9 protein-coding genes and 1 tRNA gene are annotated in these 14,197 nt (G+C 65.2%); 6 read left to right on the forward strand and 4 right to left on the reverse strand.

Going from position 1 to position 14,197, the window contains the following annotated elements; genetic code table 11:
- Window positions 1–75 precede the first annotated feature (75 nt).
- Entirely contained in the window at window positions 76–1,047 is a 972-nt protein-coding gene (gene ytfQ / locus Q7J44_RS02175; RefSeq protein ID WP_304876551.1) for a galactofuranose ABC transporter, galactofuranose-binding protein YtfQ, read from the reverse strand.
- A gap of 576 nt (window positions 1,048–1,623) precedes the next feature.
- On the opposite strand from ytfQ, the gene Q7J44_RS02180 reads away from it, so the two are divergent.
- From Q7J44_RS02180 to Q7J44_RS02190, 3 genes are read left to right on the forward strand one after another with little or no spacing between them, the layout of a single operon-like run.
- Window positions 1,624–2,667, forward strand: a complete 1,044-nt coding sequence (locus Q7J44_RS02180) for a glycosyltransferase family 2 protein (RefSeq protein WP_304876553.1) — start codon at window positions 1,624–1,626, stop codon at window positions 2,665–2,667.
- A 5-nt stretch (window positions 2,668–2,672) separates the two neighbouring features.
- On the forward strand, window positions 2,673–5,003 hold the full coding sequence (locus Q7J44_RS02185) for a rhamnan synthesis F family protein (protein ID WP_304876555.1): 2,331 nt from the start codon (window positions 2,673–2,675) through the stop codon (window positions 5,001–5,003).
- A complete protein-coding gene (locus Q7J44_RS02190) occupies window positions 5,000–6,562 on the forward strand; it encodes a glycosyltransferase family 4 protein (protein WP_304876557.1) in 1,563 nt (520 codons plus the stop codon). The genes Q7J44_RS02185 and Q7J44_RS02190 overlap by 4 nt, the downstream gene beginning before the upstream one ends.
- On the opposite strand, the gene Q7J44_RS02195 is transcribed toward Q7J44_RS02190, so the two are convergent.
- From Q7J44_RS02195 to Q7J44_RS02205, 3 genes are all read right to left on the reverse strand, one after another.
- The gene (locus Q7J44_RS02195; protein ID WP_304876559.1) at window positions 6,546–7,250 is read right to left on the reverse strand and encodes an acetyltransferase; all 705 of its coding nucleotides are present in this window, start codon (window positions 7,248–7,250) and stop codon (window positions 6,546–6,548) included. The two genes, Q7J44_RS02190 and Q7J44_RS02195, sit on opposite strands and share 17 nt — an antisense overlap.
- Window positions 7,250–8,362, reverse strand: coding sequence for a DegT/DnrJ/EryC1/StrS aminotransferase family protein (locus tag Q7J44_RS02200; protein WP_304876561.1), 1,113 nt, complete (start codon window positions 8,360–8,362; stop codon window positions 7,250–7,252). The genes Q7J44_RS02195 and Q7J44_RS02200 overlap by 1 nt, the downstream gene beginning before the upstream one ends.
- Before the next feature lie 188 nt (window positions 8,363–8,550).
- Window positions 8,551–8,624: transfer RNA gene (locus Q7J44_RS02205), tRNA-Cys, on the reverse strand.
- Between the two features lie 105 nt (window positions 8,625–8,729).
- Between Q7J44_RS02205 and corA the strand changes: the two genes are divergently transcribed.
- The 3 genes from corA to Q7J44_RS02220 all read left to right on the forward strand — a co-directional run bounded on the left by corA (window position 8,730) and on the right by Q7J44_RS02220 (window position 14,154).
- Entirely contained in the window at window positions 8,730–9,695 is a 966-nt protein-coding gene (gene corA, locus Q7J44_RS02210; RefSeq protein ID WP_304876563.1) for a magnesium/cobalt transporter CorA, read from the forward strand.
- Between the two features lie 207 nt (window positions 9,696–9,902).
- Complete coding sequence (locus Q7J44_RS02215; protein WP_304876565.1) at window positions 9,903–11,048, forward strand: efflux RND transporter periplasmic adaptor subunit; 1,146 nt, start codon at window positions 9,903–9,905, stop codon at window positions 11,046–11,048.
- Between the two features lie 10 nt (window positions 11,049–11,058).
- On the forward strand, window positions 11,059–14,154 hold the full coding sequence (locus Q7J44_RS02220; protein WP_304876567.1) for an efflux RND transporter permease subunit: 3,096 nt from the start codon (window positions 11,059–11,061) through the stop codon (window positions 14,152–14,154).
- Window positions 14,155–14,197 lie beyond the last annotated feature (43 nt).

The following is a 14,197-nucleotide window of genomic DNA, read 5'->3' on the forward strand; positions in this document are numbered from 1 at the left end:
ACTGTTCTTGTTTTGCGCAATCAAAGCAATGCTGCCGGCGGGATCTCCCCCGCCGACAGCTGCCCTTGCGGGTGATCAGTAACCCAGACCCTTGCGGCTGTCGTATTCGCCCTGTGGGTCATCAGCCGGGGTGTAGAGCTTGGATTCGGTGATGATGAACTTCTCTGGCATGGTGCCTGCATTCAGGAACGCATCCAGCGCCTCGAACGCTGGGCCTGCCATGTTTGGCGTCAGCTCGACCGTGGCATTGGCCTCACCTGCGGCCATGGCGGCGAAAATGTCTGGCACAGCGTCGATCGACACCACCAGAATATCACTGCCCGGCTTGAGCCCCGCATCCTTGATCGCCTGAATGGCCCCCACGGCCATGTCGTCATTGTGGGCATAGACCGCGCAGATATCCGCGCCGCCGCCTTCGGCTTTCAGGAAGCCTTCCATCACTTCCTTACCCTTCGACCGGGTGAAATCGCCGGTCTGGCTGCGGATGATCGAGATATTTGCGGTGCTTGCGATGCCTTCTTCAAACCCCTGCTTGCGGTTGATCGCAGGCGAGGACCCGACGGTGCCCTGCAGTTCCACGACCTTGCAATCGCGGTCGCCCACTTCGCCGACCAGCCATTCACCGGCCACGCGACCCTCTTTCACCTGATCGGAGGCCACCGATGTCAGATACAGATCTTCCGGCGCGTCGATGCCACGGTCCAGCAGCACGACCGGAATTTCAGCCTCTTTCGCCTCGGTCAGCACTTCTTCCCAACCCGTCGCCACGACCGGGGCGATCAGGATGGCGTCAACGCCCTGCGCGATGAAGCCGCGCAGCGCCTTGATCTGGTTTTCCTGCTTTTGCTGGGCATCGGCGAATTTCAGATCTACACCAAGCCGTTCAGCCTCGGCGCGTGTCACCGAGGTTTCCGCCGCGCGCCAGCCGGATTCGGACCCGATCTGCGAAAAGCCGATCACCTTGCCGGACAAACCGTCGGCATAGGCTGTCGACGACATAAGTGCGCCAATACCCGCGACCAGCGCGAGTTTCTTGATAATGGACATGGAATCCCTCCCTAGGATTGAGCGGCAGACGTCTCCTCCCGTCGACCTCAGATGAGGCTAGCAAAAGTAATACTATATGTAAAATTTAATCTGCGGGGGGTGTTTTGTGCCGTCGGAAGCTGGGTTCTGTCATGGGGACGCAGCGCGGAAGGGGCGGGCGGGTGACGGAACATTGCTTTTCAACCGTTTGCAGATAAAAGGTTTTCAGCGTCGGAAGCCCGGCGCTTTCCTCGTGCGTAAAGCTGCAGCGGTGGTGCAGGGCGAAAGCTGACTGCGGTCATGTCCCATCCTGGCGCGACAGGCACTGACAGACCGGCCCGCCATCTGCCGCTCGCGCAACAGTGGCCCCGCAGCCTGCCATCCCATTGCCAGCCGAATCACAGACCCGTGATCTGCGGCCCGCATCCCCGCACCACCCCCCGGCGCAAAACCATGCGTGCCCGGATCGCAACATCTTGTAACATTCCGCCCTGTCCGCCACATCATACCCGTCCCCGGCTGGACTTGGCCCGGCCAAAGCCGGAATGTGCTGCTGTGGCCGGAACGGGCGGGCCGTCCGGGGGATGGAGTGTGGCTTTGAAGATCCTTGCCTTCACCTGTATCCGCAACGAAGGCCCGTTTCTGCTGGAATGGATCGCCTATCACCGGCTGATCGGTGTGACCGATTTCCTGTTCTTTTCCAACGATTGCGAAGACCGAAGCGATGATCTGCTGACGCAGCTGGCGCAGCACGGCGTGGTGCAGCACATCCCCCACCGCGCGCGCCCCGGCAAAAGCGTGCAGTGGCAGGCGCTGCAACAGGTGGCGCGCGACCGCACCCTGGCGGGCTATGACTGGGCGCTGTTTGCCGATGTCGACGAATTTCCCCTGATCCACGCGCAAGGCCACCGGCTTGCCGATGCCATCGCCACCATGCCGCCTGAAACCGATGCCATCGCAATGCCATGGCGGTTGTTCGGGGCCAGCGGCCATGTGCGCTTTGCCGATCAGCCGGTCACCGCGCAGTTTCTGCGCTCGGCCCCCGAAGATTTGTTCCACCCGATTGCCGGGCGCTACATCAAGACCCTGTTCCGCCCGGCACGGTTCCTCAAACCCGGCGTGCACCGGCCAAAGCGCGTGCCGGATGGCCCTGTGCCCAACTGGGTCGATGGCGCGGGCCAGCCTCTGCCGGATGATTTTGCGACGCGTGAGGCCCAGATCGCGCTGCCTACGCTGACGCCCGGCCGCCGGATCATCGAGCTGAACCACTATTCGCTGCGCTCGGTCGAAAGCTTTCTGGTCAAGACCGCGCGGGGTCTGGCCAACCGCACCGGCAAGGGCATTGATCTGAGCTATTGGGTGGAGCGGAATTTCAACACCGTCCCCAACACCGCCATCACCCAGTGGTCGGAGGCGCTGAGCGCTGAGATCACGGCCCTGCGCCAGCTGCCGGGGGTAGAGGCGCTGCACCAGCACAGTTGCGACTGGCACCGCCAAAGCAGTGCCGCCATGCTGCGCACGGAAGAGGGCTACCGGCTGTATTGTGATTGCCTGCACGCCGCCGACTCGGCCCCGTTGCCGCGCAACCTTGCCCTGCACCTTTACCGCACCTTTGCAGAATTGCGCGGGGCAAAGGGCTGACGGCGATGCATTTCCATATCGGCCTGAATGCCCGCCGGACCAATGCCGAAAGCTGGGGCGATCTGGCCTTTGCCCGCAGTCTTGCCGCCGGTTTTGTGCAGACCGGGCACGCGGCCAGCCTGTTTTTTCGTGATGAGCAGCCGGACCTGACCGGGCAGCGCGATGTGGTCCTGCGTCTGATCGGCCCGCATCTGGATGAGCCTGTGCCGGGGGTGCCCAACCTTTTGTGGATGATCAGCCCGCCCAATCTGGCCCCGCTGGCCTGTCTGGCGCGCTATCAGGCGCTGTTTCTCGCCTCACCCTTGCTGGTCAGCCGGTGTTTGGCTCAGGGGCTGCACGCCACATATCTGCCGCAGGCCACCGACAGCGGTCTGTTCAACCCCGCGGCAAGGGGCGATCAGCCCGTGGATTTCCCTGCGGATCTTCCTGCGGATCTGCCGATCAGTTTCGTCGGCAACCACGCCCCGCGCGCGCCGCGCCTGACGGTGCGCGCGGCGCTTGATCTGGGGTTCGATGTCAGGATCTGGGGGCAGGGGTGGGACGGCGTGGTGCCCGCCCGCCATCTGTGCGGCACACGGCTGGACAGTGCGGAACTGGCGCAGGTCTATGCCCGCTCACGCATCGTGCTGAACACCCACATGCCCTATATGGCCGAGCTGGGATTCATGAACAACCGCAGCTTTGACGCCCTGGCCTGCGGCGCGCAGGTGGTGTCAGACCCGGTGGCGGGGTTTGCCGACCCGCGCCTGCCAGCCCTGCACCAGACCGATGCCGGGGCGGGCCTTGGCCCGCTGCTGAACCGCCTGCTGGCGCGCGCGCCGACCGCACAAGACCGCGCCCGCATCGCCGAAAGCGTGACCGCAGGCTACAGCTTTATCGACCGCGCCCTCACATTTGCCCAGACTGCAGAGCAGTTGTTGCAGCAAAACGCCCGCGCCCGCCCGGCCTTTGCCCCGCTGCCGCCCCAGCCCCGGCGGGGCGCGGGGCCTGCGATCACCCTGTCCGACGTGGCAGAGGGGGGCGAGGACAGCGCCGGTTTTGAGGCCATGCTCGATGCCCTGCTTGCGCAGGCGCAACCCGATGTCACACTGCAACTGTCAGACCCCACCACAACCCCGCCGGGCCTGAGCGTCGAACAGGCCATGCGCCGGGCGGCGCTGGCGGTGTGGCGTATCGGCGCGGTGGTGGCGCGCGAAGCCGGCTTCACGCGGCTGGCGGTGGTGCCCCCGCCGCGCCATGCCCATCAGGGCACCATCCATGCGGTGATGCACGATCACCGCAGCGCTCAGGCCGCCGCGATCAACCGCAAATGCCCCGCCGCACACGACACGCTGGGCCATCTGTGCAGCCGCGCGCGGCGGCTGCTGGAAAGCCCGGCCGGGCAGTGGCTGGAGCTTGCGCATGGCGAAGACGGCATAGATCCGGTGCAGACCCAGATCCGCCTGCTGACCAACCGGCCGCTTTATGCCCATACCCCCGCGGGGTTTTCGCGCGACCGGCAGAAACAGCATCTGCGGCTGTGGCCACGCAGGACGCTGGCGCGCAGCGATGTGTCGGTCGGGGTCTTCGTGCATCTGTACTACCCCGACCTTGCGCCGGTGTTCCGCGACCGTTTCGCGGCGCTGGATCTGCCGCACCGGCTCTATGTCTCGACCGACACAACGGCCAAGGCTGACCAGATCCGGGCCTGCCTGCCGATGGCTGAGGTGCGGGTGCTGCCGAACCGGGGGCGCGATGTGTTCGGCAAGCTGTTCGGCTTTGCCGATGCCCATGCCGCGCATGATATTGTCCTGCACCTGCACGGCAAGAAATCACCGCATTTCAGCGGCTTTGATCAATGGCTGGACCATTGCCTGACCTGCCTGCTGCCGAACCGCGAAGAGGTGTTCCGCATCCTGTCGCTGTTTCAGTCACTGCCCGACCTTGGCGTGGTCGCGCCCTTGACCTATCGCTCGGTGCTGGCGGCGGCGCATTGGGGCGATAATCTTGATATCGCGCGCGAAATTGCGGCACGCGCCCTGCCGGATCTGGCCCTGCCGCCCGATGGTCAGCTGGACTTTCCGGTGGGGTCAATGTTCTGGGCGCGGCGCGCGGCCTTGCAACCGCTGCTGGACCTCGGGCTGACGGCCGGGCATTTCCCGCCCGAATCCGGTCAGGTCGATGCCACCCCCGCCCATGCCATCGAACGGCTGTTCGGGGTGATCTGTCAGGCGGGCGGCTACCGGCTGATCCGGGTGGCCCCGGCAGCCAGTGTGCAGCACAAGGGGCAGCAGATTATCGCCAGGCGCAATGAAGACGTGCGCCGCGCCCTTCAATCCGGAAGGTTCGACCCATGACCACCGCTGAACCGCCTGTCTGTCAGGGCTTTTTCGACGCGGCCTATTACCAGAGTCAGCTTGCCGCCCCGGTGCCCGATCCGCTGGCACATTTCCGCGCGCAGGGTGACCGGATGGGCCTTGATCCTTCGCCCTATTTCTCGACCCGCCATTACAAGGCGCTTTACCCCGACTGGCGGGCCGCAGGGGCGCAGACCGCCCTGGATGATTTTCTGATCTTCGAGACGCAAGGCCAGTGGCACAGCCCGCATCCGCTGTTCGACTTTGCCACCTATCTGCGGCGCAATCCGGATGTGGCGGCGGCGCGGGTGTCCCCCGCAGGCCATTTCGCCCGCCATGGCGACAGCGAAGGGCGCAGCCCGTCGGATGGGTTCGATGCCACGTATTACCGCCGCCGCTATCTGCGCCTGACCGACACCTGCGCTTTCGCGCATTATATCGCGCATGGGCAGGCGGCAGGCCATCAGCCGCGCCCGCAGTCGCGCAGTGCCGCGCAATCCGCCGCCGCTGCGGCACAGGCCATCGCGGGGCTGCCGCGCCCGGTACTGCTCGGCGTGCATGACGCGCAAGAGGCGGGCACGCCGCTTCTGGTGCGCGACATGGCGCGCGAACTGCGCGCGCGCGGGCATAGCCCGGTGTTCGTGCTGCGCGACGGGGGGCCGCTGGTGGCGGAGCTGGAGCGGTTGGGGCCGGTGTTTGTGCTGGCCGATGGCTGGGACGGGGCGGGGCTGCTGTCCGGCGTGGGGCCGGATATCCCTATATTTGTGCACAGTGCCGAGGCCGCAGGCATCGCCCGCGCCGCCGCACACTCCGGTCTGCCGGTCATGCTGCTGATCCACGAGATGCGCGGCTATCTCGATGCGCGCGGGTTGCTGCCAGAGCTGATCGCGGCGCATCGTGCGGGCGCGCGGCTGGTCGCATCCTTTCCCCGCATGGCGGCGGCGTTGCGGTCTGATCTGGGCCCGCTGCCGGTGATCCAGCCCGGCGCTGCCCTGCCACCCGCCACCCTGTCCGCTTTCCGCCACTGGCGGCAGACAGGGCAGGGGCGTGCCCTGTTCGTCGGGGCCGGGCAGGCCGACGCGCGCAAGGGGTTCGACCTGTTTCTGGATGCCGCACAGGCCATTCACGCTGAACGCCGCGATGCCATCTTTGTCTGGCTGGGGGCCATGACCGCATGGGCACAGCCGCTGGCCGATCAGGCGCGAAGACAGGGCCTCCGCCTTCTGCTTCCCGGCTTTATAGCCGACTCGCTGGCCTGCTACGCGGCGGCTTCGGCCTATCTTCTGACCTCCCGCGAAGATCCCGGCCCGATGACGCTGATCCATGCCGCCGCCACCGGCACTCCCTTTGTCGGTTACGCCGCCGATATCGGCTTGCGCGGCGTGGCCGATCCGCTGGGCCAGTTCGTGGCCGATGGTGACAGGACCGCATTCGTCACCGCAGCCCTTGGATACGCCCGCAGCGAGACACCCGCTACCCGCCGCGCCCGCCGCGCCCTGCTGCGTCCGCACCTTGGCATGGCCCGCTATTGCGATGCGCTCCTTAGCCTTTTCCCCTGACCATCGCCTGCAGCCTGACCCATTCGCGCACCGTCATCGCCGGGTTGCCCATCATCCGCGCGCCCTGCGGCACATCGCGCATGATCACCGCCCCCACCCCGATCACCGCGCCCGCGCCGATCTGCAACGGGCGGCCCGGCCTGCCATTGCAGATGATGGCCCCCGACCCGATGCTGGCGAATGCCCCCACCGCGATATGCCCGTTCAGGATCGACCCCACGGCAAGCGTTGCAAAATCGCCGACCGTCACATCATGCCCGATCACCCGGGCCAGAACCTGCACCCCGGTGCCCAGCACCACATTGGGGCTGACCGGGGCGGCCGGATCGACAATGCAGCCCGGCCCGACCCGCAGATTGGCCGCCACATGCCCCGGCCTGCGGTGCAGCGCCGTGGCCAGCACCGCGCCCTCATCCGCCAGCCGCGCTGCGATCCGGGCGCGCACCCGGCCATCGCCCATCGAGACCAGCACCGGCACCTGCGCAAAGCGCGCCAGCCGCTCGGCCCCCGAAATGACCGGCACGTTCAGTGTCGGGTGGATGAAGCCGTGGTCCAGATCATCCACCACCGCGCGCAGCTGCACCCGGTCCTGCCACAGCCCCTGCAGCACCATCACGATCATCTCGCTGTGGCCGCGCCCGCCATACAGAACCACCTCGTCAAAATCCTCGACGCCCTGCACAGCCATCAGCCGATCCCCCGCAGCACCGCCTGCACCACCCGCGCCACCCCGTCGCGCCCCACATCGCCGTGCAGCGGCAACGACAGGTACTGGCCCGCCACATCCCCGGCAACCGCGTGGTGCCGCGTGGTGTGAACCACCGCCCCCGCGTAGACCGTGCCCGGCCCGCACAGGATTGGAAACGGCGTGCGCGGCAGGATGTCGGCGGCATGCAGGCTGGCAATGACCCCGGCGCGCAGATCCGGCGGCAGGATCAGCGTGTAATACAGATGGCTGGCACTCGTGCCGGGGCGGGGCTGCAGGGTGCGGATCTGCGGCACATCTTCAAAGGCGGCGTCATACCACCCCCGGATCTGCTGCCGCGCCGCCATTTCCGCGGCCACCCGGGGCCGCACCGCCAGCCCGAAGGCGGCATGCAGTTCTGACATCTTGCCGTTGATCCCGGGGCCGGTCATCTGCCCGCCTTCCAGCCCGAAATTGCGCATCCGGGCCAAAGCCTGCGCCTGCGCCGCGTCACCCACCACCACCGCGCCGCCCTCTGCCGTGCTCAGCAATTTGGTGCCGTGCAGCGACAGCGCACTGGCATCGCCCGAAAGGCAGATATTGCGGCCCGACACCTGAATATCCGGGGCCTGCGCCGCATCAAACACCAGCCACAGTTTATGACGGCGCGCGATATCCTCCAGCGCCGCGATATCACAGGCAATGCCCTGAAAATGCACCGCCAGGATCGCCACTGTTTGTGGCGTGATCGCCCGCTCGACGGCCTTTGGGCACAGCGTGGCAAACGCGGGCTCCACATCGGCAAACACCGGCACCAGCCCGCACCAGTCAATCGCCTGCACGGATGCCGCAAAGCTCAGCGGCGTGGTGATCACCTCGCCGCCGCGCGCCACACCCCCCAGCCGCAACGCCAGCATCAAGGCCATCGTGCCCGACGACACCAGCACCACATGGCCGCCGGTCTCCTGCCCCAGCACCGATTCCAGCCGGTCATGCAAGGTGCCGCCGTTGGTCAGCTGACAGGACCGGAACACCGGGTCCAGCAACCGCTCAAAATCCTGCTGACGCGGCATCAGGGGCCTGCCAAAGACAATCCGGTCGCGGCGTTCCGACATAAAACCCTGCTCTCCCCAAGACTTACCCTGCGCGCACCCGTGGTGCAGACCTTCGCAGAAAGAAAGCCACCCGGGACACCCGCCCCACCCACACCAGACCCGGTTTTGCCCACAGGTTCAACAGCCCACTGCATCCGCAAGGATCGGGCGATGTGGGGCTGCGTGAGGGAGCGGGGGGATAATCTGTGTGGAGGCGGGTATCGGAATCGAACCGATCTTCACGGATTTGCAATCCGGTGCATAGCCTGCCTGCCCACCCGCCTTCGAGGGGTGAAGTAGCGCAGCTTGGCCGGGCTTGCAAGACCCCAGTTGCGGGTCTGTCAGCCGGATCGCGCCCGTGGTACCAAGCCCAAAACGGGGGGCCGCGATGATTTACGGGTATGCAGAGCACGACGGGCGGCTGGTGGCGCTGGCGCAGGGCGTGCCGCAGACGGCGCTCTGGCTGGATCTGGTGTCGCCGGACCATGGCGACGAACAGACGCTGGAAAAGCATCTGGGTCTGGACCTGCCGACGCGCGAGGATATGGAGGAGATCGAGCAATCCTCGCGGCTCTATGCCGAGGATGGCGCGCTGTTCATGACCGTGATGCTGCCGGCGCACAGTGAAGGCGATACGCCGGTGGTGGCCCCGGTCACGCTGGTGCTGACGCAACGCCAGCTGGTGACCATCCGCTATCATCAGCCGAAAGCCTTTGAGATGTTCGTGCAGCGCGCGGCCAGGGGCGGGATGCATTGTCGCGGGGCTGATCAGCTGATGCTGTCCCTTCTCGATGTGATGGTGGACCGGTTGGCCGATGTGCTGGAGCGGGTGGCGCGTGACATTGAAACCATCTCGCGCAGTGTCTTTGCCAAGGATGGCGCAAAGGCGCGCAGGGGCACGGGCTGGCGCTCGGTTCTGGAAGAGATCGGGCGCAAGGGCGATATGGTGTCGATCATCCGCGACAGTCTGGGCACGCTGGACCGGCTGACCGTGTTCTGGGGCCAGCGTCTGCGGGATGAGCCTGACACCAAGGATCTGCGCGCCCGGCTGAAGGATCTGACATCGGATGTGCGCGGGCTGGAGGATCATTCCACCTTCATGGCGCAGAAGATCAGCTTTCTGATGGATGCGACCCTTGGTCTGATCAGCATTGAACAGAACGGCATCATCAAGATCTTTTCCGTCGCCGCGGTGGCCTTTCTGCCCCCGACCCTGATCGCGTCGATCTATGGGATGAACTTTGAGGTGATGCCGGAACTCAGCTGGCCCTATGGCTATCCGACAGCACTTGGCGTGATGGTGCTGTCGGCGGTGCTGCCCTATGTCTATTTCCGGCGGCGCGGCTGGTTGTGACCGGGTCTCGCGGCAGGTTCTGCCCGAAAATGCAGCAACACGCTTGAAATCAATAAAGCATTGTTCGTATTTGCAGGGGTCAACTCGCCCTCAGGATGTGCATGCTGACTTGATCTTGTTGCCCTCAGGCTGCACTAAGGGCCGGAAAATCCCGCGCCGGACCGTCCTTGGCGAGCCTGCGCTTTCGTTGGAAGCGAGACTGCATCAATGGCAAAACGTCTTATCATCGCGTTCATCCTGCTTGGCCTGATTGTCGGCGGGATCGTGTGGTTCAATTATTTCCGGGCCGCCATGATTGCGCAATTCATGGCCGGTCGCGTGCCGCCGCCGGTTCCGGTGACAGTGCAGATGGTCGAACCCGTGACCTGGACGCCGGGGATCGATGCCATCGGCACCGCCATTTCGGCGCGCGGCGTCGATCTGGCGATTGAATCGGGCGGGCTGGTGCGGTTGGTGAGCTTTGCCTCGAACGACCGGGTGACCGAAGGTCAGGTGCTTCTGCAGATCGACGATGACAGCGAACGTGCGTCCCTTGCCGCCGCCGAAGCGGCGCTTGGCGTCACACAGACGGAATCGCAACGGGCCGCAACGCTGACCGAACGCGGCGTCGGCACCGCCAATTCGGTGGAAACCGCGCTGGCGCAGGTGGAAAGTGCGCGGGCGCAGGTGGCGCAGGTGCGCACCGCGCTGGATGCAAAGACGCTGACCGCCCCCTTTGACGGGGTGATCGGCATTCCGCGGGTTGAGATGGGGCAATATGTGACCCCCGGCACGGTCTACGCGACCTTGCAGGATCTGGACCGCATGTTCGTCGATTTCACCGTGCCCGAACAACAGATCGGCGCGCTGGATCTGGGCCGTGCGATTTCGGTCAGCACAGATGTGGGCGATTTCAGCGCCGAGGGCCGCATCACCGGCATCGAGCCGCAGGTCGATCCGCGCACCCGTCTGGTCTCGGTCCGCGCGGCGGTGGACAACACCGACGGCAGCCTTCTTCCCGGCCAGTTCCTGCGCGTGCGCGTGGCCCTGCCGCAAGAGGATGGCGTGATCACCGTGCCGCAGACGGCGGTGATTTCAAGCCTGTACGGCGATTCCATCTATGTGGTGGTGCCTGATGGCGACGGGCTGCGGGTGGATCAGGCCTTTGTCACGCTGGGCCGCCGTGCGGGCAACCGGATCGAGGTGGTGGATGGCATTGCCGCCGGTGCGCAGATCGTCACCTCCGGCCAGAACCGCCTGTCGAACGCCGCAGCGGTGGTGATCGACGACAGTGTAGAGCTGTCGCCCCCCGCCGACGCCTCCACCGCAACCGCCGTGAGCGAACCCGCAGCACCCGTTGCGGCCAGCGAATAGGACCGCGCAGATGCATTTTTCAGAAATCTTCATCCGCCGCCCGGTCCTGTCCACGGTGCTGGCCGCGCTGATCCTGTTCCTTGGGCTGGCCTCGATGGTCAATCTGCCGGTGCGCCAGTACCCCGAGGTTGAGGAAAGCGTGATCACCATCACCACGATCTACCCCGGTGCCGCGCCAGAGCTTATTCAGGGTTTCGTCACCTCGCCGATTGCGGCGGCGGTGTCGACCACGGAAAACCTGGATTACGTGACCAGCGAATCCCGGCCCTCGGCCTCGGTGGTGACGGTGCAGATGAAACTGGGTGCCGACCCCGATATCGCGCTGACCGAAGTGATGTCCAAGGTGCAGCAGGTGACCGGCGAGCTGCCGCAGGATACCGAAGATCCGGTGATCTCAAAAGGCACCGGCCAGACCTTCGCGCTGATGTATCTGGCCGCACAAAACCCCAACATGACTCCGGAACAGCTGACGGAATATCTCGAACGCGTCGTGCGCCCCCGGGTGACCAACATCGCCGGCGTCGCACAGATGGAGATTCTGGGCGCGCAGAATTACGCCATGCGGATCTGGCTTGACCCGCTGCTTTTGTCCGCGCGCGGCGTCACCGCATCAGAAGTGCTTGCGGCGATCCGGTCGTCGAACTTCCTGTCGGCCCCCGGCAAGACCGAGAATGAATATTTCAGCTATTCGCTGACTCTCGATTCCACCATCCAGAGCCCCGATGCCTTTGGGGCTCTGCCCCTGGGGCAGGGGGACAGCGGCGTGGTGCGCCTGCGCGACGTGGCACGGATCGAACTGGCTTCGGGGGCCAATGATGCCATCGTGACCTTTGCCGGTCAGCCGGGCATCTTCATCGGCATCATCCCGGCACCGGGCGAAAACCAGCTTGATGTGGCCAGCAACGTGATCGAGGCGCTGCCGGGGCTGGTCCGGACTCTGCCAAGCGGCATGACGGTCGATCTGGTTTACGATTCCACCGAAACCATCTCCGCCTCGATTTCCGAAGTGTTCACCACCATCGCCGAAGCGGTTGCAATCGTTGTCGTGGTGATCCTGCTGTTCCTCGGTTCGTTCCGGTCAGTCCTGATGCCCATCGTCACCATTCCGCTGTCGCTGATCGGGGTCTGTTCGGTGATGCTGATGCTGGGCTATTCGATCAACCTGCTGACGCTTCTGGCGATGGTTCTGGCCATCGGTCTGGTGGTCGACGATGCCATCGTGGTGGTGGAAAACATCCACCGCCACATTGATGACGGCATGACCCCGCCCGCGGCGGCGATCAAGGGGATGAAGGAAATCACCGGCCCGGTGGTGGCCATGACTATCACGCTGGCCGCCGTTCTGACGCCTCTGGCCTTTACCGGCGGGCTGACCGGCGCGCTGTTCGCCGAATTCGCGCTGACCCTTGCCGGGTCGGTTATCATCTCGGGCATTGTCGCCCTCACCATCACCCCCGCCATGTCGGCCCGCCTGCTCAGCCATGGCGAGCCGGGGCGGTTCCAGCGCATCGTGGACCGCACGCTGGGGGGCCTGGCCAACTGGTATGAACGCCGGGTGTCGTCCTCGCTCGATTACCGGCCGGTCACCATTCTGATGGTGATCTCGCTGCTGGGCGCGACCGCGTTCATGTTCGTGAACACCTCGTCCGAGCTGGCCCCGGAAGAAGACAGCGGGGCACTGTTCGCCATCATGAACGGCCCGCGCTACGCCACGTTGGAATACACCGACGCCTTCACGCAAGAGGTCAGCAAGCGCACATCCACGATCGAAGAGGTGCAGACCTCGTTCTCGGTCGCCGGAATGGGCGGGGCCGGCAACACCGGCTTCTACATCTGGGCGCTGAAAGACTGGGCCAGCCGCACACGCGGTCAGGCCGAGATTCAGGCGCAGCTGCAGGGCATTCTGGATGGCACACCGGGCCTGCAAAGCTATGTCTTTGCGCCGCCATCCTTGCCCGGTACGGGGGGCGGTCTGCCGATCTCGATGGTGATCCAGTCGATCTATGCGCCCGAACGGGTGGTCGAGGTTGCGGAAGAAGTCCGCATCCGCGCCATGCAATCGGGCATGTTCATCGTGGTGCAGAACAGCCTGTCTTTTGACGCGCCGCAGATCAAGGTCATTATTGACCGGGACCGCGCCGCACAGCTTGGTGTCGCGGTCAGCGACATCGGCTCCACCCTCGGGCTGCTGGTCGGTGGCGGGGCCATCGCGCAGTTTGACCGCGATTCCAACAGCTATGACATCATCACCCAGGTGCCGCGCGAATGGCGCGACAACCCTGAACGTCTGGGCGAGTTTTTCGTGCGCTCGGGCAGCGGCGTGATGGTGCCACTGTCGTCGGTGGTCACCATTCTGCCCACCGTGTCTGCGGCGTCGATCTCGCAGTTCAACCAGCTCAACTCGGCCACCTTGTCCGCCATGCCGATGATCGGCCTGTCGACCGGGGTTGCCCTGGCAGAGCTGGAACGGATCGCGGCCGAAGTGCTGCCGGATGGCTTCTTCCTCGAATACGCCGGCCAGTCACGGCTGGAGAAATCCGAAGGCAGCACCATCATTCTGGCCTTCGCGGCGGCGATTGTGGTGATCTATCTGGTGCTGGCGGCGCAGTTCGAAAGCTTCCGCGATCCGCTGATCATTCTGATGTCGGTGCCGATGTGTATCTTCGGTGCGATCCTGCCGCTGTATCTGGGGGCAGGGACGCTGAACATCTACACGCAGGTCGGGTTGATCACGCTGATCGGTCTGATCACCAAACACGGCATCCTGATGGTGGAATTCGCCAACCAACAGCGCGATGACCACGGGATGTCGCAGCGTCAGGCCATCGTGGCGGCGGCCAAAACCCGCCTGCGGCCCATTCTGATGACCACGGCTGCCATGGCTCTGGCTGTGGTGCCACTGATCATCGCCGAAGGGGCGGGGGCGGCGGCGCGTCAGGCCATGGGTCTGGTGATCTTTGCCGGCCTGCTGATCGGCACGATCTTCACGCTGTTCGTGGTGCCCGCGTTCTACACCCTGATCTCGCTGAGCGACGCGAAGTATCTGCTGCATAAGCGCAAGGTGGAACGCCAGTTCGGTGCCGGGTCTGCGGCCCCGTCGCACTGACGGACAGGCCGTGCAAGCAACAGGGCGGCATCCGCAGGGATGC

The organism is Pseudotabrizicola sp. (assembly GCF_030656345.1).
Taxonomy (GTDB): domain Bacteria; phylum Pseudomonadota; class Alphaproteobacteria; order Rhodobacterales; family Rhodobacteraceae; genus Pseudotabrizicola.

What these genes read in the sequence shown, in the direction of transcription:
- ytfQ (WP_304876551.1), bottom strand. Translation starts at nt 1,047, where the DNA reads ATGTCCATTATCAAGAAACTCGCGCTGGTCGCGGGTATTGGCGCACTT.
- Q7J44_RS02185 (WP_304876555.1), top strand. Translation starts at nt 2,673, where the DNA reads ATGCATTTCCATATCGGCCTGAATGCCCGCCGGACCAATGCCGAAAGC.
- Q7J44_RS02190 (WP_304876557.1), top strand. Translation starts at nt 5,000, where the DNA reads ATGACCACCGCTGAACCGCCTGTCTGTCAGGGCTTTTTCGACGCGGCC.
- Q7J44_RS02195 (WP_304876559.1), bottom strand. Translation starts at nt 7,250, where the DNA reads ATGGCTGTGCAGGGCGTCGAGGATTTTGACGAGGTGGTTCTGTATGGC.
- Q7J44_RS02200 (WP_304876561.1), bottom strand. Translation starts at nt 8,362, where the DNA reads ATGTCGGAACGCCGCGACCGGATTGTCTTTGGCAGGCCCCTGATGCCG.
- corA (WP_304876563.1), top strand. Translation starts at nt 8,730, where the DNA reads ATGATTTACGGGTATGCAGAGCACGACGGGCGGCTGGTGGCGCTGGCG.
- Q7J44_RS02215 (WP_304876565.1), top strand. Translation starts at nt 9,903, where the DNA reads ATGGCAAAACGTCTTATCATCGCGTTCATCCTGCTTGGCCTGATTGTC.
- Q7J44_RS02220 (WP_304876567.1), top strand. Translation starts at nt 11,059, where the DNA reads ATGCATTTTTCAGAAATCTTCATCCGCCGCCCGGTCCTGTCCACGGTG.